Source organism: Paraburkholderia fynbosensis (assembly GCF_902859935.1).
In the GTDB taxonomy this organism is placed as follows: Bacteria; Pseudomonadota; Gammaproteobacteria; order Burkholderiales; family Burkholderiaceae; genus Paraburkholderia; species Paraburkholderia fynbosensis.
Genome location: NZ_CADIKI010000014.1, coordinates 148112 through 173673 on the forward strand (window position 1 = coordinate 148112; position 25562 = coordinate 173673).

The window sequence follows — 25562 nt, forward strand, 5'->3', positions numbered from 1 at the left end:
TAGTTTCCGTCGCGAATCGCGATTTCCCTTCTGACGCCAGGGCGAATAGGATGGTCGGTATTGCACGATCCCGCTTCGACACCCCCGCAGCAGCGACGGAGATTCCACATGGAACACCACGCCCGCACGCAGAACGAACGGCTCGACATCAAGACCACCACCTGCTACATGTGCGCGTGCCGCTGCGGCATCCGCGTGCATCTGCGCGACGGTGAGGTGCGTTACATCGACGGCAATCCGGAGCATCCGCTCAATCAGGGGGTGATCTGCGCGAAGGGTGCCTCGGGCATCATGAAGCAGTACTCGCCCGCGCGCCTGACCCAGCCGTTGATGCGCAAGGCCGGTGCGCAGCGGGGCAGTGCCCAGTTCGAGCGGGTATCGTGGGAGGTCGCCTTCGACGTGCTTGAAAAGCGCCTCGCCGCGATCCGCGCGACCGATCCGAAGAAGTTCGCGCTCTTCACAGGCCGTGACCAGATGCAGGCGCTGACAGGCCTCTTCGCGAAGCAGTTCGGCACGCCCAACTACGCCGCGCATGGCGGTTTCTGCTCGGCCAACATGGCGGCGGGCATGATGTACACGATAGGCGGCTCGTTCTGGGAATTCGGCGGCCCGGATCTGGACAGCGCGAAACTGTTCTTCATGATCGGCACCGCCGAAGACCATCACTCGAATCCACTGAAGATCGCGATCTCGAAGTTCAAGCGCGCGGGCGGCCGCTTCATCGCGATCAATCCGATCCGCACCGGCTACGCGGCGATCGCCGACGAGTGGGTGCCCATCAAACCCGGCACCGATGGTGCGCTCTTCATGGCGTTCCTGCACGAACTGATCGCCGCCGATGCGTGGGATCACGAGTTCGTGCGCCGCTATACGAACGCGGCGGAACTCGTCGATCTCGACGAGGCCAGCGAAAACTTCGGCCTGTTCGTGCGTGATCGGGAGAGACCCGCCGGCAATCCGCTGTTTCCGCAGAATCATGTGTGGTGGGATGCCGAAGCCGGACGCGCGGTGCCTCATCATGCTCCCGGCGTGACGCCCGCGCTCGACGGCCGCTACACGCTCGACGACGGCACGCCGGTCACGCCGTCGTTCGCATTGCTGCGCGAGCGCGTGGCCGGCTGCACGCCCGAGTGGGCCGCCGGCATCACCGGCATCGCGGCGGACACGATTCGCCGTCTCGCGGGCGAAATGATCCAGACGAGCCGCGAGCACCGCATCACATTGCCGGTCCGCTGGACCGATGCATGGGGCGAAACGCACGAAACGGTCACAGGCAATCCGGTGGCCTTTCACGCGATGCGCGGGCTCGCCGCGCACTCCAACGGCTTCCAGTCGATCCGCGCGCTCGCGGTGCTGATGTCGTTGCTCGGCACGATCGACAGTCCCGGCGGCTTTCGCCACAAGTCACCGTTTCCGCGCGCGGTGCCGCCCTCGGCCAAACCGCCGAACAGTCCCGACGCCGTCAAGCCGAACACGCCGCTCGCGAACGGCCCGCTCGGCTGGCCCGCCGCGCCCGAGGATCTGTTCATCGACGAACACGGCGGCCCGGTGCGCATCGACAAGGCGTTCTCGTGGGAATATCCGCTCGCCGTGCATGGCGTGATGCACAGCGTCATCACCAACGCGTGGCGCGGCGACCCGTATCCGGTCGACACGCTGATGATTTTCATGGCCAACATGGCGTGGAATTCGTCGATGAACACGATGAAAGTACGTGAGATGCTCGCCGACAGGCACGCTAACGGCGAGTACAAGATTCCGTTTCTCGTGGTGTGCGACGCATTCCAGTCGGAGATGACGGCGTTCGCCGATCTGATCCTGCCGGACACGACCTACCTCGAACGGCACGACGCGATGTCGATGCTCGACAGACCGATCTCCGAATTCGACGGCCCGGTGGATTCGGTGCGCGTGCCGGTCGTGCCGCCGACGGGCGAGTGCAAGCCGTTCCAGGAAGTGCTGATCGAACTCGCGTCGCGGCTGAAGTTTCCTGCGTTCACCACCGCCGACGGCGCGCGGCGCTTTCGCGACTATCCCGACTTCATCGTCAATCACACGACCGCGCCGGACTCCGGCGTCGGCTTTCTGATCGGCTGGCGCGGCAAGGATGGCGACAAGGCGCTGGTGGGCGAACCGAATCCCAAGCAATGGGAACAGTACGCGAAGAACAATTGCGTGTTCCATTACCGATTGCCCGAGACGCTGCAGTACATGCGCAACTGCAATGGCCCGTATCTCGACTGGGCGGTCAAGCATGGCTTCAGAAAGTTCAACGAGCCGATCCTGATCCAGCTGTACTCCGATGTGATGCAGAAGTTCAGGCTCGCCGCGCAAGGACGCACGAGCGGCAGGCAGCCGCCGGATCATCTGCGCGCGCGAGTCGAAAAGTATTTCGATCCGCTGCCGTTCTGGTACGCGCCGCTCGAAAGCGCGGCGACCGATCTCGCGCGCTTCCCGCTCGCTGCCGTGACGCAGCGGCCGATGGCGATGTACCACTCGTGGGACTCGCAGAACGCATGGCTGCGGCAGATTCATGGGGAGAACTATCTGTACATGAATCCGCTGATGGCCGCCGAAAACGGCATCGCGGATGGCGGCTGGATTTACGCGGAATCGCAATGGGGCCGCGTGCGCTGCATGGCGCGCTTCAGCGAGACTGTCGAGCCCGGCACCGTGTGGACGTGGAACGCGATCGGCAAAGCGGCGGGCGCATGGAATCTCGGCCCGGGCGCGAACGAAGCGCGGCGCGGCTTCCTGCTCAATCACCTGATCACCGACGAACTGCCCGGTCGCGACCCAGCGGACTCGCGGCTGTCGAACTCCGATCCGGTGACTGGCCAGGCCGCGTGGTACGACGTACGCGTGCGGATTTATCCGGCTGAAGCCGATGCGCGGCACACGTTGCCGCAATTCGACACGATGCCCGCGCTGCCGGGTTCGAACGGCGTGGTCTCGCGGATCGTGCAAACGTACTTCGCGGGACGAGGCGAGTTCGCGGCGCGGCTGCGGGGTGCGAACCGGCGGAAGTAGCGGCCCAGGTCACGCCGCACCACGGTCAGCGACAGGAACAAGGTCGGCGCAAGCATCGTCTCACTGGCAGCGGCAAGGAGCTTTAGATGACCCAGATGGCGTTGGTGATCGATCTGAACGTGTGCGTGGGATGCCAGGCGTGCGTGACGAGTTGCAAGGAGTGGAACACGTCGGGCGAATCGGGCAGTCTCGCCGACCTGAACCCGTACGACGCGGACCCGTCCGGCACCTTCTTCAACCGCGTGCAGAGTTTCGAAGCCGGCAGTTTCCCGGATGCGGAGACGATCCATTTTCCAAAATCGTGTCTGCACTGCGAGGACCCGCCGTGCGTGCCGGTCTGTCCGACCGGGGCGAGCTACAAGCGCAAGGAAGACGGTCTGGTGCTGGTCGATTTCGACCGCTGCATCGGCTGCAAGTATTGCGCGTGGGCGTGCCCGTACGGCGCGCGCGAACTCGACGAAGCGCGCAAGGAGATGACCAAGTGCACGTTGTGCGTGGATCGCATTCACGATGAAAATCTCAGCGAACGCGATCGGCAGCCGGCCTGTGTGCTCGCGTGTCCGACTTCGGCGCGGCTCTTTGGCGACATTCACGATCCGCAGTCGGTGGTGTCGAAAGCGATCGAGGAGCGTGGCGGCTATCAGCTGATGCCCGAGTGGAACACCCGGCCCGCGAATCATTATCTGCCGCGTGTGCCCACTGCGGCGTCGAACTGCGGCAGCGACGCGTGCTCGTGCAAAGCGGCCGGCTCGTCCGCCACCGACGCGGCTCTCGCGCCCGCTTCGCTCGACGCGCAACTTGAGCGCGGCGAACTGCATCTCGCGTCGATGGCGACGCGCATCTAAACGCGCATCTAACCGAACCCACCCAGGACCTCACGATGAATCCGGCATTCTCCGTAGTGTTCCTCACCACTTTAAGCGGCGCGGCCCAAGGCTTACTGATTGCGCTCGTCGGTGTGGAGAGCGCGGCGCAACTGGGTCTCGTCGCGCCCCCCACGGCTGCGTTCTATGTCATCGGCGCGGCGGTGTCGGTGGTCCTGGGCGGGCTCGGGCTGATCGCGTCGTTCTTCCATCTCGGTCATCCCGAGCGTGCATGGCGGGCGATCGCGATGTGGCGAACCTCGTGGCTCTCGCGCGAATGTCTGTGTCTGCCTGCGTTTCTCGCCTGCGCGTTTTTCTACGGCGTCGCACACTGGTTCGCCTCGCCGTGGTCGCTCGCGCTGGGCTGGCTCGGCGTGCTGGCGAGCGCGACGCTGTTCGTCTGCACCGCGATGATCTACGCGTGCCTGCGCTTCCTGCAGGAATGGGCGACGCCGCTCACGCTGGTCAACTTCGTGCTGCTCGGCTGCGCGTCGGGCTTCACGCTGGCCACGGCGCTGAGCGCGTGGTGCGCGCCCGCGTTGACCGTGGGGCTCGCCGTCTGCGCGTGCGTGCTGACGCTCGCGGGCTGCGCGAGCCGCTCGGCGTCGCTGGTGCGCAATGCGCGTTTGCGGCCGAAGTCGACCGTGCAGAGCGCGACCGGTATCCGCAACCCGAAGCTCGTGCAGGTGTCGCGCGGCTTCACGGCCGGCGCGTTCAATCTGCGCGAGTTCTTTCACGGCAAGTTGGCGGGGACGCTGCGCGGCATCAAGTGGGGCTTTCTCGTCACGGCGTTCGTCGTGCCGGTCGTGTTGATGGCCCTCGGCGCGCGGCTGGATTCGATCGGCGTGTCGCTTGGCTTGCTTGCGGCGGCCTGTCTCGTGCAATACGCGGGCCTCGTCGCGGAACGCTGGTTCTTCTTCGCCGAAGCGAAGCATCCACAAAATCTTTATTACGCGAGAGTCGGCTGAAACGCGGCTTCGCAGGGTCGCGCGGTTTGCGAAGCGGGCTGAAAGGGTGACCGGATCGATCGAGCAAGGCGATCCTGTGGCCTGCCTCGCGGATTGACGGCTGAGCGCGCCGGCCGGCGCGCTCAATCAACGTCCACCGCTTTACCCGCACGCGCCGACTTCACCACACGCCGTACAGAAATCACACCCGTCCTTGCGAATCACCGCATTCGCACCGCACGACCCGCACTTGCGCCCGAGCATCGTGTGCAGTCCCTGCGCGCCGGCGGGCTGTGCCAACACGTCGGCATCGGCACTGGCGTCAGCGGGAGGCGGGCGCAGCCCGAAGTCCGCCGACAATGCCGTCTCCGCTTTCATCTGCCCGCGCGGCAGACGCGCCAGCATGCGCGACGGCACCTGATTGCCCTCGGCATCGAGAAAGCCCCGCCGATGCAGAATCTGCTGGATCGCAAACGCGAGTGCCGCCACCTCCGAATCGTGCCAGCGCGGCGCGCGATGCCCGTCGAGCCGTTGCACGTCGCCGAGCCGGACCTGTCCGCGATCCCACGAGACCTTGCGCATATCCTGCAGGTTGCGCGCGACGAACCCGCCGCGCGCGGCGAGCGACAGCGAGCGCATCGTCGCTGTGATCCATTGCTGCGATTCGTCGCGCTGGCCGGTGGGGATGAAGAATTCGATCGGCCGCTCGATCGTCACGTCCTCACCGCCCAGACGCCCGGTCACCTCGATGAACGACGCCGCCACGTAGAGCGACTTCTTGCCGGCCTGGGTCAGATATTCGACCTTCTCGATGATCGCCGGCAACTCGCCTTTGGGCCGATGATCGATCGCGATACGCAACGGATCGAGATCGTTCTCGGCGAGCGTGTCGTCCGCTTGCGGCGGGCTCACGCTGAGCACCGCGCCGAGCGTCTCGTTCGGGCGATACGTAGCGAGGCCCTTGAGGCCGTTTTTCCACGCGTCGAAGTAGAGGTTTTCGAACGCTTCGAACGGATAATCGGCGGGCACGTTGACCGTCTTCGAGATCGACGTGTCCACGTAAGGCTGCACGGCCGCCATCATGTCGAGGTGGTCGCGCGCCGACATCTGCAGCGCGCTGACGAAATACTCCGGGAGGTTCTTGACGTCGCCGCCGAGTTCGCGATAGAGCCGGTACGCGTAGTCCTCGACGTCGAACGATTCGCGCCCGCCATCGGCCATCACCTTCATGCGCGTGTAGGTCCACGAGAAGGCCGGCTCGATGCCGTTCGACGCGTTGTCCGCGAACGCGAGGCTCACGGTGCCGGTCGGTGCGATCGACAGCAGGTGGCTGTTGCGGATGCCGTCGCGGCGAATTGCCTGCTTGATATCGTCGGGCAGGCGCGAGGCGAAGGTGCCGGCTTCCAGGTAGCGCTCGGCGTCGAATAGCGGAAACGCGCCGCGCTCTTTCGCCAGTTCCACCGACGCGCGATACGCCTCGTCGCGCATCAGCTGCGCGATGCGCACCGCGAAGAAGCGGCCTTCCTGCGAGTCGTAGCGCAAGCCGAGCATCACGAGGGTGTCGCCGAGGCCGGTGAAGCCGACGCCGATGCGCCGCTTCGCGCGCGACTCGTCGTATTGCTGCGGCAGCGGCCACAGCGTGACGTCGAGCACGTTGTCGAGAAAACGCACCTGCGTGCGGGTGCGCCGCGCGAGGCCGTCCCAGTCGAAAGAAGGCTTGCCGCCTTTCATCTGCGCGAACGGATCGATCACGAAGCGCGTCAGGTTCAACGGTCCGAGATTGCAGCAGCCGTATGCCGGCAGCGGTTGTTCGCCGCACGGATTGGTCGCGCGGATGGTTTCGACGGCGCGCAGATTGTTGTCCTCGTTCATGCGCGAGATGAACACGATGCCGGGTTCCGCGACGTCGTACGTGGAGCGCATGATGCGATCCCAGATCTCGCGGGCCGGGCGTTCGCTGTAGACCCATTGACCGTCTTCGCGTTGCCGCACGTCGCCGGCCGCGCGCAGCGCCGGCGACGGCTCGGCCCGGTGCACAAGTTGCCAGGGCCGATCTTCTTCGACGGCGTGCATGAATTCATCGGTGACGCCGACCGACACGTTGAAGTTGTTCCAACGGCCCTTCGAATGCTTGGCCTCGATGAATTCGAGCAGATCGGGGTGGCTGCAATCGAGCACGGCCATTTGCGCGCCGCGCCGCGAACCGGCGCTTTCGACCGTGCGGCACGACGCGTCGAACACGTCCATATAACTGCACGGCCCCGACGCCGACGAACTCGTGGTGTGAACGCGCGCACCCTTGGGCCGGATCGCGGAGAAGTTGTAGCCGACGCCGCCGCCGCGGCGCATGGTTTCGGCCGCTTGCAGCAGTGCGACGTAGATGCCGGGCAGGCCCTGCTCGTCGACGCCCTGGATCGCGTCGCCGACCGGCTGCACGAAGCAGTTGATCAGCGTGGCGGCGATGCCGGTGCCCGCCGCGCTCATGATGCGGCCCGCGCCGAGCGCGCCGTGCCGCAGATTGTCGACGAACAGCGCCTCGACCGATTCGCGCAGCGCCGGCGGCTCGGCCTCGGCGACGCCGCGGGCGACGCGTTTGAACACGTCGTCGGCCGATTGTTCATCGCTTTTCGCGTATTTTTCGAGCAGCACGTCGACGGAGAATTGTTGCGGAGCGACGAGGGGAACGGGGAGCGCTAGAGCCGCGCGGGTGTCCGGCGTGTCTTCTGCCATGGTAGGCCCTCAAACGGCGCCGCAGCGGGCGCGGCGCGGTGGGTGGAAATGCGGGTCACTTTACCGTCGCGCAGGAAGCCGGCGGCTGACTTGTCGCAATGAGGTCCACCTTAGCGCACGTGGCGAAGGGCCGCAATCGGAGGTGTTCGGCGCGCGGCGTAACGCGCGTGGGCGAAGGGCGCCCGTGCATCCTGCCGCGCAAGGGGCGGTTTGCCGGGCGTATCGGCGCGATGCGCGCGACGCCGGCACAGAACCAAACAGGAAGAATGACGGCAGGGTGACAGCGCAGCGGCGGCGGCTCGAAGCGTCAGGCTTCCGCCAGCGCGCAGAGGATTTCGGCACAGATCATCGCGGAAGCGTTCGACGGCGCGGGCCGTTCGGCGGGTTTGAACACCGCGTCGCCGCGGCGGATCTTGCGCCGCGATACCGCGCAGGTGCCAGAGGTATGCGCCGACCTCCGCCGCCAGCGCTGCTCGCCGTAATGACATCGCCCCGGTTCTACCCAGCGGATCACCAGCGTCGTGTCGGAGCGCTCGAGAATTTCGATGCGTACGCCATTGGTACCGTCAAGGGGGATGGACTCTAAGGTCATCATCATCGGCTCCGTATTGTGGTGTGCCGAATGTAGTCCCGTGCGCGCCGGATAGCCATTGTGTCGCGGTTGAAACAGTGTTCTCCAAACAGCAACAATGGCGCTCGACATTTGCGATCGCCCGAAAAGACGGACGTTACACGCCGTTATTATGTGAATTTTTAATAGTGTGAATTTTTGCAACGGAGTGTTGACCGGAACGCGACGGAAGCGCTGCCTACAGAGGGCGCCGCTGCTCCTTTAAGATAGGGCTCTTCGATGAGCCGCCGACTGGCCGCTGCCAGTCTAGCGGGTTTGGTTTTTTCCGGTCGGCTCGCGCGCACATATCCAAAGAGAATCCCTATGATTTCACGCCCGCCCGACACCTCGTCCGATCACCCGGTGCCGCCGGATCGCCTGAAAAAGCAGAAGGCGGCCTCGCTCGCCTTATACATCGGACTGGTGTTGCTGGCGGTGTGGGTCGTGCGCGACTTCATCGTGGTGGTCGCGTGGGCCGGGGTGGTCGCGATCGCGCTGTGGCCGCTGTTGCGCAAGGTCGAGAGCAACCGCTGGTTCACGGGCCGCACCACGCTGATCGCCGCGGCGCTCACGCTGGCGATTGCGCTGCTGGTGGTGCTGCCGGTCGGCATCGGCATCGCTCAGGCGCTGCGTGAGGCGCACGACCTGAACGAATGGTTCAGGAGCGCGCGGGAAAACGGCATCGCGCTGCCGGACTTCATCGCGCGTTTGCCGTTCGGCGCGCAGCAGATTTCCGCGTGGTGGCAGGCCAACCTCGCGCAGCCGCTGGGTGATTCGGCAGCGATGAAGGGCCTGCACAATCCCACGGTGATGACGCTCGGCCGCCGCTTCGGCGCGCGTGCGCTCCATGCGGTGGTGGTGTTCACTTTCATGCTGGTCACGCTGTTCGTGATTTTCCAGACGGGGCCGCGCCTGTCCGGCGCGCTGATCCGGGGCGTGCGGCGCGGCTTCGGCGACGATGGCGCCGAGCTTCTGCAACGGATGGCCGCCGCAGTGCGCGGCACGGTGTCGGGGCTGGTCGTGGTCGGCCTCGGGGAGGGCGTGTTGCTGGCTGTCGCCTATTTCGTGACCGGCTTGCCGCATGTCGCGCTGCTCGGTTTGATTACCGCGGTCGCCGCGATGCTGCCGTTCTGCGCGCCGATTACATTCGGCCTCGCGGCGCTGTGGCTGCTCGCGCAGGGCTCGGTGGCCGCGGCCATCGGGCTGGTCGTGGTCGGCTCGATCGTGGTATTCGTCGCCGAGCACTTCGTACGGCCCGTGCTGATCGGCAATTCGACGCGCCTGCCGTTCCTGCTCGTGCTGTTCGGCATTCTCGGCGGGGCGGAGACGTTCGGGCTGATCGGCATCTTCGTCGGGCCCGCGCTGATGACGGTGCTGATGGTGTTCTGGACCGATCTGGTGCGGTAGGGCGGGGTTTTCGCGCGCCCCGGCCCCGCTCACGGCCGCTGATTCGACGGATGCTCGACCGCCGGCGGCTTCATGCAGCCGAGCGCGTATTTCAACGCGGCCGGCAGCAGCGCGCTCCAGACTTCCCACGTGTGGCCGCCGTCGATGATGCGCAGCGCCGCCGGATTGCCCGCCAGCCGCAGACGCGTGTATAGCGAGGACGCGTCGGCCTGGATCGCGAGGTCGTCGTCGCCGGCGGCGATGAACATCGGCAGGCGATACGGCTGGCTCATGTAGCGCTCCCACTGCGCTGGATAGTTGAGTTCGTGCCAGATTTCAGGATCGAACTGCCGCTCGCCAAACACGCCGACCCGGCGCGCGGCCGATGCGCGCGGCGGCTCGTTCGCGTAGATCGCGGGGCTCAGCAGCAGCGCGCCGCAGAACAGTTCCGGGTGCGTCAGCACGTAGCGCAGCGCGCCGAAGCCGCCCATCGACACCCCGCCGATCGCCCGCCCGCCACGCTGCGTCGACACCGCGTAATGCGTTTCTATCTCGGGCAGCAGATCGCCGAAAAACGCGCTTTCCATCTTTTCCTTGCGATCGACGTACCAGTCGGTGCCGCCTTGCGGCATCACGATGACGACCGGCGGGATCTCCTTGCGCGCGATCAGGGCATCGGCGGCGCTTTGCAGGTGGCCCTGGGTGAGCCAGTCGTTGGCGTCGCCGTTGTTGCCGTGCAGGAGATAGAGCACGGGCATGCGCGCGGCGTCCTGACGATAGCCGCTCGGCAGATAGACCGTGTAGCCCCAGTCGCGGCCGAGCGCTTCTGCATAAAAGCTGCGGCTGACGACGGTGCTGGCGGACGCCGGCATGCTGGCGGCGATGGATAGCAGGGCGAGTGCGAGGTGTAGGAGTGGACGCATGTGAGAGTAGGAAGCCGGCGCGCAGCTTGCGCGCGGCCGTCATGCTATCAGCATCGGCGGCGGAGTTGAGACCGTTGGAGCCCGATTTGAGCGTAGGCGATGCAGGCAGGAAGCGGAAGAGGCGCGCCAGCCGCTTGCTCCGCACGCACCTCTCAGGACGACGTCCCGAGCGCGCCGACAAAGCGTCCGACGAAGCGCTTGAGCGGCGCCACGCCCAACGCGACGGCGAAGAGGGCGCCGACCGCGATCACATCGGCGAGCAGGCCGAGCGGGTAGTTCAGATAGCCGTCGGTCGCCGCGTACAGCAGCGAGTCGACCACGAGCGAGATCACCGCACCGGCGATGAAGCACAGCAGCCCTTTGCGCCCAATCACGCCGACCCACGGCAACCACTGCGCGAGCTTCTTCGCCCAGCCGAGTTCGATCAGATTGGCGACGACCCAGGCGATGGCGAGGAAGTTGCCCGCCCGCAGCCAGGACAGATTCTGCTTGAGGCTCGCGTCGAGCGATCCATGATGGATGAAGAGCTTGAAATAGGCCGCGCCGGCCACCACCGCGAACGCACTGAGGCTGACGATCCAGCTGAGGCGGTGCGCACTGACACGCTGATAAACCGGCTGGCATCGCGCGAGCACGCCGAGCACGAACAGCAACTGCCACGCGAACGGGTTGAAGTCCCAGTGCATGTCCGGCGCGGCGGGCAGGTAGGCGTCGATCGCCGGCGCGCCGGCCCACAATGCGACGCTGCCGGCCAGCAGCAGCCACGGTTTGCTGCGCGCGAGCGGCAGAATCATCGGCACCAGCAGCGCGAAGAACGCGTACATCGGCAGCACTGAAGCCAGATAGGGCTGACGGCGGAACAGCAAAATGTCGCGCAGCGCGCCGACGGGCGCTGCGATCAGGTCGTCGAGATCGGTAGTGGCGAGATTCGGTCCGTCGATGCTGAACGCGCTCAACACCGCGCTGACCAGCAGCATCAACCCCGCGGTGACGAGGAACGCGCGATAGATTTCGAGCGAGCGCCGCAGGAAGCGGCTGCGCGCGATCGTCTCGTTGCGCCGTTCGGCGAGCGCCACGTAGGCCGTTGCGGTAGCGAAGCCGCCGAGGAACACGAAGACTTCGGCGGCATCGCACAACGCGTACGCGTGCAGCGTAAAGCGCGACAGGATGCTGCCGCCGATGTGGTCGACGACGATGATCAGCAGGACCAGGCCGCGGAAAAAGTCCAGCTCGATCAGGCGTGAAGATGAAGGTTGCATTGTTTGCGCCAAAAGCAGCCCCGTGCGACGGCGCGCTGATGCAGCGCGGCAGGCGTCTCACAAGGCTTTGGAATTGGATTGATTCAGTGCTGCGGCGGGACTCGACCCATGTCGTGCTTCACGTCGTGCTCACGTCGTGACCCACGTCGCCGCGTTCGACCGGCCTCGCAGGGCGCGGTGTCAGGGGGCATTGAAAAGACCCCGGAGGACGGCGCGGAGTTCCGCTGCGCCGCGGCCAAAACCGCCCATTATATTTCTTTCCATGACAAGCGCGCAGCGCAGGGCGCACGGCGCGAGTGCGGCGAAGCATCGCCGAATTCGTGCGGACCGTGCTGTGACGCCTACCTGAACGGGAGCCGGGAAAAAAGTGGCTGCCGCACACAGTGGAGATTTCGCAACGTTTCAAGAGATCGAAGCGACCCCCAATGGACGGCCCGCAAACGGCGTGTGAGGATTTCCCAAAAGCGCGGCGGGGTCGTGAGCGGCACTGTCGAAGTGCCCGAAAGCGCCAGCAGAAGAAGCGGCCGGATCGAGTTGTCCGATTACTCGAGTGCAGGGAGATCATCATGAACAAGCAAGTCTTCGCGCTGGCTGTCTCCACCGCTGTGTCCGCCGTTTTTGCCGCGTCCGCCGACGCACAGACCAGCGTCACGCTGTATGGCGTGATCGACGAGGGCATCAACTACACCAACAATGTCGGCCGTGGCAACGTCTACGAACTGGCGAGTGGTTTCGCGCAAGGCAGCCGCTGGGGCCTGAAGGGCGCCGAGGAACTCGGCGGCGGCCTCAAAGCGGTGTTCCAGATCGAGAACGGTTTCGACCTGAATGCCGGGCGGCTCGCGCAGGGCGGCCGGATGTTCGGGCGGCAGGCCTATGTCGGCTTGAGTTCGGCGCCGTACGGCACACTGACCTTCGGCCGCCAGTACGATTCAGTGGTCGACTATCTGGCTCAGACCACCGCCAACGGCAACTGGGCGGGCACGCTGTTCTCGCACCCGCTCGACAACGACAACACCGACAACACGTTCCGTCTCGACAACACGGTCAAGTACGCCAGCCCATCGATCTCCGGCTTCCAGTTCGGCGGCACCTACAGTTTCAGCAACGACACCGGCTTCGCGAACAATCGGGCGTACAGCATCGGCGGGCAGTATGCGTATGCCGGCTTGCTGGTGGCCGCGGCGTATCTGCAGGCCGACAATCCGGGCAATGGCGCGAACGGTGCGATCACCACGAACGACGCCGGTTTCATCGCGGCCCGCATGCGCGTGTTCGGCGGCGGCATTACCTATACCTTCGGTTCGGCGACGGCGGGCTTCGTCTACACCAACTCGAACTATCTGAATCCGACCGGCAACGGCTATCTCGGCACCACGCCGCTCGTGCCGCCGGGCGTGCTGCTGAACTCACTGAAGTATCAGAATTTCGAGGTGAACGGCAAGTATCAGATTTCGCCGATGCTGTTCGTCGGCGCGCAGTACGTGTACACGATGGAGACCTACGACGCGTCGAACGGCGGCGTGAAGCCGCGCATTCACTCGTTCGGCCTGATGGCGGATTACAACCTGTCCAAACGCACCGACGTCTATATTCAGGGCGAGTATCAGCAGGTCACGGGCGACCAGACCTTTTCGATTCTCGACTACGCGTTCATCCCCGGCACCCAGTCGCCTTCGTCGACGTCGAAGCAGGTCGTCGTGCGCGCGGCGATCCGGCATAAATTCTAGGCAGGCCGCTGCGGGTGATTCATCGCGGGGTTTTATTGCGCGATGCGCTCGCGCCTTGATCGAACAGCGCGGGCTTCAAAAGAGCCGTAAGACTATTTTCTTCGGCTTGCCTCGCCGTATCGGACGCTTTCCTGAAATCGCTTGCCCCGCCCCCTCAAAGGCGTGCGGTTTGTTTGCTCGCGTTTGAACCGGCGAGTGCGCTGCCGGTTTCGGGCCATGGTCCCGCGCAATGAACTCGCACGGCACGGCTCGCTCAAATGGTATCGCGCTGTCGCCGCCCGGCAGCCGCGTTCTTCGTTTGCCGTAGACAAGCCCGCTTATTTTTGCACGGAGACTTCATGAGCAATCGCGCGACACAGATACTTCCGCATCATCGTTATGTGCATTCGCTGGGCGCGCCGCTCGCGTGCGTGCAAGGCACGATCGCCAAGGTGTTCGACAGCCCGGACAATCACCACGGCGCCAATCACCAGCACCTCGTCATCAGGATCGACAAGGTGCTGAAGTTCGAGGGCGGGACGCAGAACCTGGTGGGCACGGAGGTCTTCGTCGCCGTGCGTTTCGGCGACAACGAGGGACTGGCGCAGGAAATCCCCGGCCTCCAGGCGGGGCAGCCGATCGAGGCGCAAGGCGAATATATCTCCGAAGCCAGCGCTTATCCGACCGCCGACAATTCGAATCCCGTGCTGCCGGTGTTGCACTTCACGCATCATCCGGTGGGATATGTGAAGTACGCGGGGCAGTACTACAGCTAGCGCCCACGTTGGGTCGTCGAAGTCAGGCGAGCTTGTCGATGTTGACGACCGCCTTTTCCTCGCCGACGCATTTCCGCGCGTCGCGCGCCATTGCGACACATGTCGATTCAAGTTCCGGCGGCGAGCTGCCGTTAAAGAAAAGGTGATTGTCCGATCACGGGACACGACGCGCGATGGCGCGATTGCCTCGTGTTGCGATGCTGACTCCGGTGGACATTCCCGCGAGCGGGGCAAATCGGACGTGTGCAGTGCGCGCACACCCTCGTGCAATCAGTCGCCGACGATCGCGGACGCGACGCCGCCGTGTGCCCGAAAGAGCACGCCGTTGTACACACCGCGGCGGGTGCGAACGCGTCCCGGAAATACGTGAGTAATGTTTGTATCAGAGTGTTCGCGACGAGGCGTTTTCGTTAAAGCGCCTTTACAATTCCGCTGGAATTTTGATCAGCAATCTGGGCCTTCGCGCTGGGGACCGGCTGTTCCGTGAGAGACCGGACGCAGTCCGTTCCGGTCAGCGTCAGGGTGGATTGGTCGGCAGGGCACGGGATGAGCGGCGCACGAGGCGGCCTCGCCGTGTCGCGAAGCAGGCTGCGCGGCGTAAGACCGCGCGCATTGGCAGATGACAGGGCGGCATCCGGCCCGCTCATGAATAAGGCAGGAGTCGAACAGAGATGACAAGACGTTTCGACAGAACGATGATGGCCAGCCTGGCCGGCGTGTGGGTCGCGCTGGCAGTGAGTGGTTGTGCGAATGTCGGGCAGCAGGACGCGCAGAACGGCGTGGCGGTGAGTCCGGCGGCTGCGTCCGGCGTGGCGGCTGGGGTAGCCGCGTCGGCTTCCAATGCCGCGTCAGCGGGCACGCCTGTCGCAACGGGCTCCGATGAGGGCGCGTCGCTCAAAAAATCGCCGCCGCTCGTCTATCGGGTCAAGCGTGGCGATACGCTGTCGCGCATCGCGCAGCATCATCACTGCAGCGTCAAACAGTTGCAAACGTGGAACGCATTGAAGGCGTCGTCGCGGCTGAAGCTGGGGCAGATGCTGCATGTTGCGTCGCCGGAAACGGTGCGGGCCGTGAATGCCGCCAATGCGGCGAATGCGAAGGCGGTGTTGGCTGCGAAAGCTGCCGCAGGTTCCGCGGCTTCGGCTTCGGCTTCGGCTTCGGCGGCGGCGGCGGCGGCGGCGGCGCCGCAGCAAGCAGCGGCGGGCTCGGCGCAGTCCACTGCGAACTTGCCCGGCGCAGGTTCGCCGACCCCCGAACAGGCGCGCGAAGTCATGCAGCAAACCGCGCGGCACGCGAACGGCGTCGCGCTGGCGTGGCCAGCGGGCGGCCGCGTGGTCGAGGCATTCCAGCCCGGCGAAACGCGCGGTATCGAGATCGGCGGCAAGCCGGGCGATCCGGTGCGCGCCGCCGCCGACGGCCGCGTGATGTACGCGGGCACGGGGTTGAACAGCTACGGCAGCCTGATCATCGTCCAGCACAACAAGGATTTTCTGACCGCGTACTCGCATAACCGCAAGCTGCTGGTCAAGATCGGCGACATCGTTCGGCAAGGACAGCAGATCGCGGAGATGGGCGACGAAAACAACTCGCGCGTGTCCGTCGGTTTCGAGTTGCGCCACGACGGCAAGCCGATCGATCCGCTGCCGTATCTTCCACAAGGTCGCGGCTAACGGGCGCGGACCGCTCGCGCGCCGTCAGACGAACCAGCGCAGCGCCGCGGCGACGATCGCCTCCGGCGCGTCCTCCTGCATCAGATGGCCGGCGTTCGGCACCGCCTGAAAGCGCGCGCACGGAATCGCGGCGGCCAGCTGGCGACCGCGTTCGAGCGGTATCCACTGGTCTTTCTCGCCCCACAGAATCTGCACCGGACAACGCAGCTGCGCGTAACGCGCTTCGACTTCGTCGGTATGGCGCTGGTCCATCTGCGCGATCTGCCTGTAGAAGGCCGCTTGTCCCGTGGCGCCGAGCCACGGCCTCACATAAGGCGCGAGTTCATGGTCCGGGATCTCGCGGGCGATCGCACCGCGCACATACGCTTTCACCACCGCTTCGTGAATATACGGCGGCAGTCCGGCGAATGCGTCGCCGTGTTCGCGCACGTGCCGCACGAACGGCGAACCCCATGGCGCGACCGCGACCGGATCGATCAGCGTGAGACTGCGGTACTCGCAGCCGTTCAGCAGATGCGCACGTAGCGAAGTCGCGCCACCGAAATCATGCGCGACGACGTCCGGCATCTCGAGCTTCCAATGCGCGAGCAGTTCCGCGAGCAACACGTTCTGGATGCCGAGCGAGACGTCCTGTGCGTCGCGCTGCTCCGATTGTCCGTAGCCGAGCAAGTCGTAGTAGTGGACCGTGCGCATGGGCGCGAGATGCGCGGCGATGCGATGCCACACATACGAAGAGAACGGCGTGCCGTGAACCAGCACCAGCGGCGGACCGTTGCCGGTGACGCCGTAACGCACGGTTTGATCGCGGAACGTATAGCTTTCGGGGAGCGGCCAGGTTTGCATGGCGATGAGCGTTGCAAAGAAGGTCTGCTTACCTTAGCAGGGGAACGTCGAACGTGCAGCGCGCCTTTTCGTAGGCGGCAGGGGGTGGCTCCCGCAGAAGCTCACCTTTGTTTTGTTCAGCAAAACCAGGCAAATTCGCTGACGATGCGCTTGCTGCAGTGTTTGAACAATGAGTCAGCGTCTTTTGCAACCCGCACTCTTACGATTCGGGCAGAAATTGGCTTGAAACAAGGGGTATTTTTGAGGTCTGCGATCGATGCGCTGGGTAATCGATCGGCTGCGAGCGCCGGCGGCATCCGAGTGGACAGCGTTGTGCTGTTCGAAAGGCGGCTTTTCAACGGTGAGGAGATTCGGGAGGCTGCGGCGCGATCGCGCGAGTCGAGTCGAGTCGATATGATGCGCCGCCGTGCTGCAGCCTCGTGTCTCTTACTTCGCTTGAACGCTGCGCAACAGTTGCGATACCTGGCCATGGTGATGCAGGATCGCCGGATCGGCCTGCAACAGCGGCAGGTAGCGCGGCAGGAACTGGTTGTTCGGCTGATCGGGCGAGAACAGGCCGGTCACCGCTTCAGCGGCGGCGAGCCGGTCGGCGGCGTCGGCTTCCTTGTCGTCGAGAATTTCGTCGACGCTCGCAATGACCGTCGACAGCGGCGTGAGCCACCGAAACCCCGAGCCGTTGATGAGCACCTGCAGAAAGGCCGCGGGCGTCACCGGGCCGAATTCCTTTTCATACGCCGCGCGTTCGTGATCGAGAATGGCCTTGTGCAGCGAGAGGAGGGGTCGGCGAATGTCCGAGAGGAATTGAGTGCATTGCTGGTCGTTCATTGTGCTGCTCCTTCGGAGGGTCTGGCCGGATCGAGCCGGCAATCGGCTCATGCTAACAAAATCGCCCGCCGTTGATTGAGCGGCGCGTCGCGAGTTTGTGCAATACGCGTCCGCTCGTGTGAATGCGCCGATACTACCGCATCGATTCGGCGCCGGTTTCAAGCTCGCATTCTGCGCGGGGCAAAGGCCGCTTGCCGCAGCGCAGCCCGCCCGGGTACACGGCGAATTTCTTTTTACACGGCTACAATTTGCCGGTCCGTTCCGGCGCATGCGCGCCGCATTATCTGCCGCTTGCATCCGCAGGCCGATTGCCAGGCGAGTCGCATCGTGTATTAGTTTGGCTCGTCGAATAACCACGACAATCCTTTACGTTTTGGTTCGCCGTCTCTGTCTAAATAGCCTCACAAACAATAAACCCCACCCCGGAGCCGTACATGACAACGTTCAACATCAACGGTCAGACCCACACCGTCGACGCGCCACCCGACATGCCCTTGCTGTGGGTCCTGCGCGATCTCGTCGGCCTGACCGGCACCAAGTTCGGTTGCGGCATCGCGCAGTGCGGCGCATGCACCGTGCACCTCGACGGCGTGGCGGTGCGCTCGTGCGTGTTCCCGGCGGCGGCGGTCGGCGAGCGCAAAGTGGTCACGATCGAAGCGGTCGGCAGCACACCCGCGGGGCAGAAGGTGCAACAGGCATGGCGGCAACTGGACGTCGTGCAATGCGGCTACTGTCAGTCGGGGCAGGTGATGTCGGCGGCTTCGCTGCTCGCGAGCAACCCCAATCCCACCGACGCGGATATCGACGCCGCGATGGCCGGCAACATCTGCCGCTGTGGGACGTACAACCGCATCCGCGCGGCGATCAAGCAAGCCGCAAAGGGGGTGTGACATGTCCCAGGGATTGCTCGATGCACAGAATGGCGCGGGGGCCTCGCAAAGTAGTGTTGCTGGAATGTCGCGCCGCACGTTTCTGAAATTCGGCGTGACGGTCGGCGCGGCGGCCGGAGGCGGCCTGCTGCTCGGCTTCAGCCTGCCGGCCGCGAGCCAGGATCAGAAGGCCGGTAAATCGGTGGTCGGCGGCGATGCGGTCGAAACGCCGCAAAGCGGCGTGTTCGCGCCGAACGCATTCATCCAGATCGATACAGCGGGCAAGGTCACGCTCGTGATTCCGAAGGTCGAGATGGGCCAGGGCGTTTATACGTCGATCCCGATGCTGATCGCCGAAGAACTCGACGTGCCGCTCGATGCGGTCACGCTCGATCACGCGCCGCCCAACGAAAAGCTCTTCATGGACCCGCTGCTCGGCGGCCAGCTCACCGGCGGTTCGACCTCGATCCGCTTTGCGTGGGAGCCGATGCGCCGCGCCGGCGCGACCGCGCGCATCATGCTGATCGACGCGGCCGCGCAGCAATGGCAGGTCGACCCGGCGAGCTGCCACGCGCAGGGCGGCCAGGTGATCCATGCGGCCAGCAATCGCAGCATCGGCTATGGCCAGCTCGTGGAGGCCGCGGCCAAACTGCCCGCGCCGCAGAACGTACCGCTGAAAGAGCCGAAGGATTTCAAGCTGATCGGCACGCCGGTGAAGCGCCTCGATTCGCCGGAAAAGGTGGACGGCACCGCGCTGTTCGGGCTGGACGTGCGCATGCCGGACATGGTCTACGCGGCGATCGCGAACTGTCCGGTGTTCGGCGGCACGCTGGCGAGCGTCGACGACACTAACGCAAAGAAAATCCCCGGCGTGCGGCAGGTCGTCAAGATCGACAACGCGGTGGCGGTGATCGGCGATCACACCTGGGCGGCGCGGCGCGGAGTGCAGGCGCTCGACATCAAGTGGAACGAAGGCGCGGGCGCGAACCTTTCGATGAAGCAGATCGTCGACGATCTCGCCGACGCCTCGCAACGCAACGGCGCGGTCGCGCGTAAAGAGGGCGACGTCGGCCAGGCGTTCTCCAACGCGAAGTCGCGCGTCGATGCCGTGTATCAACAACCGTTCCTCGCGCACGCGACGATGGAGCCGATCAACTGCACCGTGCACGTGCGCGCCGACGGCTGCGATGTCTGGCTCGGCTCGCAGGTGCCTACGCGCGTGGTGGACGCGGCGGTCGCGGTCACCGGCCTGCCCGCCGACAAGATCGTCGTGCACAACCATCTGATCGGCGGCGGCTTCGGGCGGCGGCTCGAGTTCGACATGGTCACGCAGGCGGTCAAGATCGGCAAGCAGGTCTCGACGCCGGTGAAGGTGCTGTGGACGCGCGAGGAAGACATCCAGCACGACATGTACCGGCCGTACTACTACGACAAGATCTCCGCCGGGCTCGACGCGAACGGCAAGCCGCTCGCATGGCAGCACCGCATCGTCGGTTCGTCGATCATGGCGCGGTTTGCGCCGCCCGCGTTCAAGAACGGGCTGGACCCGGACGCGGTCGAAGTGGCGTCTGACCTGCCGTACGACCTGCCCAATCAGCTGGTCGACTACGTGCGCCAGGAACCGCACGCGGTGCCCACCGCGTTCTGGCGCGGCGTGGGGCCGACGCGCGGCACGTTCGTGGTGGAGAGCTTCATCGACGAACTCGCCGCGCAGGCGAAGATCGATCCGGTCAAGTACCGTCAGGACCTGCTGGGCAAAACACCGCGCGCGTTGAACGTGCTCAACGTCGCCACCCAGGCGGCGGGCTGGGGCAGCGCGCTGCCGAAGGGGCAAGGACGGGGCGTGTCGGTAATGCACGCGTTCGGCAGCTTCTTTGCAATCGTCGTCGACGTCGCGGTCGATCAGGGTGAAGTCGCGGTCAAGCGCGTCGTGTGTGCGGTCGATTGCGGGATGGTCGTCAATCCGAACACGATCGAAGCACAGGTGCAGGGCGGCATCATCTTCGGCATCACGGCGGCGCTCTACAGCGAGATCACGATCAAGGACGGCCGCGTCGAGCAGAACAACTTCACGGACTACCGCATGCTGCGCATCGACCAGACGCCGCCGATCGACGTGCATATCGTGAAAAGCAGCGAGGCGCCCGGCGGCATCGGCGAACCCGGTACCGCGGCGCTCGCGCCCGCGTTGACCAACGCGATTTTCGCGGCCACCGGCAAGCGGCTGCGGCAATTGCCGGTCGGCAGCCAATTGCAAACCGCCTGACCGGAGCCCGACGATGAAAAACACACTGAAGGGTTTCAGCGCGGCGCTGTGCGTGGCGCTGCCGTTCATCGCGCAAGCGCCGGCTCATGCGGCCGCGCCCACGCCCGCGCATGCGGCGGACCCGGCACTGCTGCAACGCGGCGCCTATCTCGCGAAGATCGGCGATTGCGTGGCCTGTCACACGGCCCCGAAGGGCAAGCCGTTCGCGGGCGGCTTACCGATGACGACGCCGATGGGGCAGATCTACACCACCAACATCACGCCCGATCCGCAGACCGGTATCGGCGCCTATACGCTGGAGGACTTTACGCGGGCGATGCGCGAAGGCGTCGCGAAGGACGGTCACAACCTGTACCCGGCAATGCCGTATCCGTCCTACGCGAAGATCAACGACGAGGACATGAAGGCGCTCTACACGTTCTTCATGAGCGGCGTTACGCCGGTGCAGCAGGCGAACCGCGAGGCCGACATCAAATGGCCGTTGAACATGCGCTGGCCGCTGAAGTTCTGGAACATGGCGTTCCTCGAGAAGGGCGCCTATCAGGACAAGCCGGGCAAGGATGCGGCATGGAATCGCGGCGCGTATCTGATTCAGGGCCTCGGGCACTGCGGCTCGTGCCATACGCCGCGCGGCGTCGCGTTTCAGGAGAAGGCGCTCGATGAAAGCGGCAGCGCGTTCCTGACCGGCGGCCTGCTCGACGGCTGGTTCGCGTCGAACCTGAGCGGCGAGCACAACGTAGGGCTCGGCCGCTGGAACGATGAGGACGTGCACGCGTTCCTGAAGACCGGCGCGAATCGCCACGCGTCGGCGTTCGGTTCGATGACCAGCGTGATCAACAACAGCACGCAGCATATGACCGACGCCGACATCGCCGCGATGACGACCTACCTGAAGTCGCTACCGCCGGCGGGCGGCAGCGGTGCGGTGCCGTATGCGTATGACCCGCAGAAGACGAAGGTGTCGTTGAACCGTCCCGCGAACGATGCCGGCGCGCGCGTCTATACGGCGTATTGCATGCACTGTCACGGCGCCGACGGACGCGGCTTCGCGCCGATGATGGCGCCGTTGGCCGGCAATCCGAACGTGCTGGAGAAGGACGCGTCGTCGCTGATCAACGTCACGTTGAACGGCACGGGCGATCTCGTGATCGGCGGCGTGCCCGCGCCGTTCCCGATGCCGAAGTTCGCGCCGGTCCTCAACGACCAGCAGATCGCCGACGTACTGACCTTCGTGCGGGCCGGCTGGAACAACGACGCGCCGGCGGTGAGTGCGTCCGAAGTGACGAAGCTGCGCAAGTCGACGCAAGCGGCGCGTTAAGCTTCGGTGCGGCGGGGGCGATCACCCGCCGCAATCGACAAAAAAAGCGGCAACCGTGGTTTGCGCGGTTGCCGCTTTTCTATTGGCGCGGCGCGGGACTCGCGGGGCGCGCCGCCAGTGTCAGCGATGCTGCCCGATCTTCTGGCGCTTTTCGAGCACGCGTGCGTACCACGTCAACGGGAAGCACATCGCGAAGTAAATCATCGCGACCATGCCGTAGATCGGGAATGGGCGGAATGCGGCGTTGGTGATCATGGTGCCGGTCTTGGTCAGTTCGGTGAAGCCGATGATCGACGCGAGCGCGGTGCTCTTCACCACCTGCACGAGAAAACCGACCGTCGGCGCGACGGCGATCTTGCGCGCCTGCGGCCACACGATATAGCGCAACTGCTGGCTGAACGTCATGCCGAGACTCGCGCCCGCGGCCCACTGGCCGCGCGGCACCGCTTCGACGCAGCCGCGCCAGATGTCGACCAGATACGCGCTCGTGTAAAGCGTCAACGTGACGGTCGCCGCGACCCAGGGCGATACATCGACGCCGAGCAAAGGCAAGCCGAAGAAGGCGAGAAACAACTGCATCAGCAGTGGCGTGCCCTGAAACACTTCCACGTACAGCACGACGATGCGGCGCAGCCACCCGATCGGCGACACGCGCATCGCGAGCAACAGCAGCCCGACCACGCCGCCGCCGACGAACGCGATCAACGACAGCAAGAGCGTCCAGCGGGCGGCGAGCAACAGATTGCGGGCAATGTCCCACAGCGTGAATTCGATCATGATCAGCGCTCCGTCGGCACGGTGCGGGCGCCGCGCCACATCAGGCGGCTGCGCCAGCTACGCGGCGCAGTGTCGTTGCCGCGCGCGGTGCGGCCCGCGAACAGGCCGCGTCCAAAACGGTTGATGAGTTGCCGCAACACGATCGACATCAGCAGATAGACCACGGTGATGATCACGTAGCTCTCGAACGAGCGGAAGTTGCGCGACTGGATGAAGTTGGCCGCGTAGGTCAGATCGGGCACCGAGATCTGCGACACCACCGCCGAGCCGAGCATCACGATCAGCACCTGGCTCAGCAGCGCGGGGAACACGTTGGCGATCGCCTGCGGCAGCACGACATGGCGGAACACCTGCCGTCCGTGCAGGCCGAGCGCCTCGGCCGCCTGCACCTGGCCGCGCGGAATCGAATCGATGCCGGCGCGCACGATCTCGATTGCGTACGCGCCGAGGTTGACGGTCATCGCCAGAATCGCGGCCTGGATTTCGTCGATGTGAATGCCGAGACTCGGCAAGCCGAAGAACACGAAGAACAACTGCACGATGAACGGCGTATTGCGGATCAGTTCGACATAGCTCGCCACCAGCCAGCGCGCCCACTTCGGCCCCGCCACCGCGATGCTCGCCCCGCCGATCCCGACGAGGCCGCCGAGCACGGTGGAGACGGCGGTGAGCCCCAACGTGACGGCGGCGCCGCGCACGAGCATCCCCGCATAGAGGTCGAAGCCGCTGAAATCGAACGCATAGGTCATGAGGTGGCGCTCATCGTGATGTCGAAACTCCGCGCAAATGGTTTAGAGGTCGGCGGGCAGCGGCGCGCGCAGCCATTTCTGCGAAATCGCGTTCATCGTGCCGTCCTTGCGCGCCTTGGCAATCGTCTCGTCGACTTTCTGCTTCAGACGCGGCTCGTTCTTGTTCAGGCCGACGTGATCCGGCGAGCTGAACAGCGAGAACTTCTGCTCCGGATCGTTCGCCGGGTGACGCGCGAGAATCGTCGCGCCCACGTCGTTGCCGACCACCATCAACTGTACCTGACCAGAAAGAAACGCCGAAATTGCGCCGTTCGGATCGTCGAAACGTTTTATGGTGGCGCTGGGCGGCGCGATCTTCGTCACGCTCAGGTCTTCGAGCGTGCCGCGCGCGACCGAGATCGATTTGCCCGCGAGGTCCGCGGCGCTCTTCACCGGCAGCGCCTTCGGGCCAAACACCGCGAGGTAGTACGGCGCGTACGGTTGCGAGAAGTCGATCACCTTTTCGCGCTCGGGCGTCTGGCCGACCGACAGCAGCATGTCGGCCTTGTGGTCGGCGAGGTAGGCCATGCGGTTGTCGCCGGTCACCTGCACGAGTTCGACCTTGGCGTTGAGCGTCTTGCCGATCAGGTTCGCGACGTCGATGTCGTAGCCCATCGGCTTCATGTCCGGACCGATCGAGCCGAACGGCGGATAGTCCTCGAACACGCCGATGCGCACCGTGCCCGACTTCGCGATGTTGTCGAGGGCGTCGGCATGTGCGGCCGACGGCAACGCGCACAGCGCGCCGGCGGCGGTGAAGGCGAGCGTCGCGGCGAGCGTGGCGAACACGCGGCGGGTGGTCGAGCGGGCAACGGGGCGCTGGTTCATGATGTGTCCTCTGTCGAAAGCGTGTGATGCGTTGATGTTGGAATGGGTGGCGGCAAGCGGCCCGGCGCGTGTGTACTCAGTGCGCGGCGATCAGCTTGCACGCGTGCGGTGGCAATTCCGCGAACACCCGCAGGCCGGGCGCGAGCCCCGGTGTTTCGCGCGGCGTGGTCGCGGCGGTCAGCGTGAAGCCCGCGCAGTCGATGGTCGCTTCGAGCGACGCACCCACGTCGCGAATGAACGTGACGGTTCCAGCGAGCCGGTTGGGGGAGACGTCGTCGGCTGCCGACGTGGGCTTCACGCAGATGTCTTCAGGCCGGATCAGCAACCGCAAGCCGGCGCTGGACTCCGGCACGCGCGCGCCCGGTGCGAGCGCGATGCGCCGGCCGCCCGGCAGGCGCACGCTGCCGGCGCCATCGTACGAGACCGGCAGGATATTGCCGAGCCCGATGAAGTCGGCCACGAACTCGCTGACCGGCTCGCGATAGATGTCGAGCGGCTTGCCGACCTGCGCGATGCGGCCTTTTTCCATCACGACGATTTCATCGGCCATCGTCATCGCTTCGCGCTGGTCGTGCGTGACCATGATCGTCGTGATGCCGAGGCGCTGCTGCAGCAGGCGGATTTCGACCTGCATCGCCTCGCGCAGCTTGGCGTCGAGCGCGGAGAGCGGCTCATCGAGCAGCAGCAGTTTCGGCTGCGAGGCGATCGCGCGCGCAATTGCCACGCGCTGGCGCTGTCCGCCCGAGAGTTGCGTGACCGGCCGGTTCGCCATATGCGGCAGCTGGATCAGCTCCAGCAGTTCGGCGACGCGGCGCGTCTGCTGATCCTTCGCCGTCTTGCGCAGCTTGAGCGGATACGCGACGTTCTGCGCGACCGTCATGTGCGGAAACAGCGCGAGCGACTGGAACACCATACCGAAGTCGCGCTGGTTGGCCGGCAAACGCGTGATGTCGCGGCCGGCGAACTGGATGCTGCCCGAACTCGGCGTTTCGAGGCCGGCGATCATCCGCAGCAGCGTGGTCTTGCCGCAGCCGGACGGGCCGAGAAAGCACACCAGCTTGCCGTCGGGCACGCTCAGATCGACGTTGTCGACGGCGTGCGCCGCGCCGAAGCGGCGGGTCACGGCCTGCAAGGTCAGATGGGTCATC

General features: G+C 65.2%; 20 protein-coding genes. 10 read left to right on the top strand and 10 right to left on the bottom strand.

The window, feature by feature from the left end; translation table 11 throughout:
• Positions 1 to 108: 108 nt before the first annotated feature.
• The 3 genes from HV770_RS23055 (at position 109) to HV770_RS23065 (ending at position 4861) form a co-directional block, all read left to right on the top strand.
• On the top strand, positions 109 to 3030 hold the full coding sequence (locus HV770_RS23055) for a molybdopterin-dependent oxidoreductase (protein WP_175163296.1): 2922 nt from the start codon (positions 109 to 111) through the stop codon (positions 3028 to 3030).
• 86 nt (positions 3031 to 3116) lie between these two features.
• Positions 3117 to 3875 (top strand): 4Fe-4S dicluster domain-containing protein, encoded by a 759-nt coding sequence (locus HV770_RS23060; protein WP_175163298.1) that lies wholly within the window; start codon positions 3117 to 3119, stop codon positions 3873 to 3875.
• A gap of 35 nt (positions 3876 to 3910) precedes the next feature.
• Positions 3911 to 4861, top strand: coding sequence for a dimethyl sulfoxide reductase anchor subunit family protein (locus tag HV770_RS23065; RefSeq protein ID WP_175163299.1), 951 nt, complete (start codon positions 3911 to 3913; stop codon positions 4859 to 4861).
• Between the two features lie 141 nt (positions 4862 to 5002).
• Here the strand turns inward: HV770_RS23065 and HV770_RS23070 are convergent, their stop codons facing one another.
• Positions 5003 to 7570 (bottom strand): adenosylcobalamin-dependent ribonucleoside-diphosphate reductase, encoded by a 2568-nt coding sequence (locus tag HV770_RS23070; protein WP_175163301.1) that lies wholly within the window; start codon positions 7568 to 7570, stop codon positions 5003 to 5005.
• A 307-nt stretch (positions 7571 to 7877) separates the two neighbouring features.
• Positions 7878 to 8162: a DUF3331 domain-containing protein gene (locus tag HV770_RS23075; protein WP_121323857.1), complete on the bottom strand. Its 285-nt coding sequence runs from the start codon at positions 8160 to 8162 to the stop codon at positions 7878 to 7880.
• Positions 8163 to 8504: 342 nt separating this feature from the next.
• Here HV770_RS23075 and HV770_RS23080 point away from each other — a divergent pair, with 342 nt between their 5' ends.
• A complete protein-coding gene (locus tag HV770_RS23080; protein ID WP_175163304.1) occupies positions 8505 to 9587 on the top strand; it encodes an AI-2E family transporter in 1083 nt (360 codons plus the stop codon).
• 29 nt (positions 9588 to 9616) lie between these two features.
• Here the strand turns inward: HV770_RS23080 and HV770_RS23085 are convergent, their stop codons facing one another.
• Complete coding sequence (locus HV770_RS23085; RefSeq protein ID WP_175163306.1) at positions 9617 to 10489, bottom strand: alpha/beta hydrolase; 873 nt, start codon at positions 10487 to 10489, stop codon at positions 9617 to 9619.
• Between the two features lie 152 nt (positions 10490 to 10641).
• Positions 10642 to 11748: an OpgC domain-containing protein gene (locus HV770_RS23090; protein WP_175163308.1), complete on the bottom strand. Its 1107-nt coding sequence runs from the start codon at positions 11746 to 11748 to the stop codon at positions 10642 to 10644.
• Between the two features lie 566 nt (positions 11749 to 12314).
• Between HV770_RS23090 and HV770_RS23095 the strand changes: the two genes are divergently transcribed.
• From HV770_RS23095 to HV770_RS23105, 3 genes are all read left to right on the top strand, one after another.
• Positions 12315 to 13475 carry a porin gene (locus HV770_RS23095; RefSeq protein ID WP_175163310.1) on the top strand — a complete coding sequence of 387 codons (1161 nt, stop codon included), beginning with the start codon at positions 12315 to 12317 and terminating at the stop codon, positions 13473 to 13475.
• A gap of 338 nt (positions 13476 to 13813) precedes the next feature.
• A complete protein-coding gene (locus HV770_RS23100) occupies positions 13814 to 14230 on the top strand; it encodes a hypothetical protein (RefSeq protein ID WP_121321763.1) in 417 nt (138 codons plus the stop codon).
• A 671-nt stretch (positions 14231 to 14901) separates the two neighbouring features.
• On the top strand, positions 14902 to 15900 hold the full coding sequence (locus tag HV770_RS23105; protein WP_175163311.1) for a peptidoglycan DD-metalloendopeptidase family protein: 999 nt from the start codon (positions 14902 to 14904) through the stop codon (positions 15898 to 15900).
• A 24-nt stretch (positions 15901 to 15924) separates the two neighbouring features.
• On the opposite strand, the gene HV770_RS23110 is transcribed toward HV770_RS23105, so the two are convergent.
• Entirely contained in the window at positions 15925 to 16743 is an 819-nt protein-coding gene (locus HV770_RS23110; protein WP_175163313.1) for an alpha/beta fold hydrolase, read from the bottom strand.
• 426 nt (positions 16744 to 17169) lie between these two features.
• Positions 17170 to 17568: a hypothetical protein gene (locus tag HV770_RS23115; protein ID WP_175163315.1), complete on the bottom strand. Its 399-nt coding sequence runs from the start codon at positions 17566 to 17568 to the stop codon at positions 17170 to 17172.
• 434 nt (positions 17569 to 18002) lie between these two features.
• On the opposite strand from HV770_RS23115, the gene HV770_RS23120 reads away from it, so the two are divergent.
• From HV770_RS23120 to HV770_RS23130, 3 genes are read left to right on the top strand one after another with little or no spacing between them, the layout of a single operon-like run.
• The gene (locus HV770_RS23120) at positions 18003 to 18458 is read left to right on the top strand and encodes a (2Fe-2S)-binding protein (protein WP_121321771.1); all 456 of its coding nucleotides are present in this window, start codon (positions 18003 to 18005) and stop codon (positions 18456 to 18458) included.
• 1 nt (position 18459) lies between these two features.
• Positions 18460 to 20703, top strand: a complete 2244-nt coding sequence (locus tag HV770_RS23125) for a xanthine dehydrogenase family protein molybdopterin-binding subunit (protein ID WP_175163317.1) — start codon at positions 18460 to 18462, stop codon at positions 20701 to 20703.
• 13 nt (positions 20704 to 20716) lie between these two features.
• Entirely contained in the window at positions 20717 to 22021 is a 1305-nt protein-coding gene (locus HV770_RS23130; RefSeq protein WP_175163319.1) for a c-type cytochrome, read from the top strand.
• Between the two features lie 120 nt (positions 22022 to 22141).
• On the opposite strand, the gene HV770_RS23135 is transcribed toward HV770_RS23130, so the two are convergent.
• The 4 genes from HV770_RS23135 to HV770_RS23150 form a co-directional block, all read right to left on the bottom strand.
• A complete protein-coding gene (locus HV770_RS23135; protein ID WP_175163321.1) occupies positions 22142 to 22798 on the bottom strand; it encodes an amino acid ABC transporter permease in 657 nt (218 codons plus the stop codon).
• Positions 22799 to 22800: 2 nt separating this feature from the next.
• A complete protein-coding gene (locus HV770_RS23140) occupies positions 22801 to 23547 on the bottom strand; it encodes an amino acid ABC transporter permease (protein ID WP_175163323.1) in 747 nt (248 codons plus the stop codon).
• A 42-nt stretch (positions 23548 to 23589) separates the two neighbouring features.
• Positions 23590 to 24414, bottom strand: a complete 825-nt coding sequence (locus HV770_RS23145) for a transporter substrate-binding domain-containing protein (RefSeq protein ID WP_175163325.1) — start codon at positions 24412 to 24414, stop codon at positions 23590 to 23592.
• 76 nt (positions 24415 to 24490) lie between these two features.
• Positions 24491 to 25561, bottom strand: a complete 1071-nt coding sequence (locus tag HV770_RS23150; protein ID WP_175163327.1) for an ABC transporter ATP-binding protein — start codon at positions 25559 to 25561, stop codon at positions 24491 to 24493.
• Between the last annotated feature and the right edge of the window lies 1 nt (position 25562).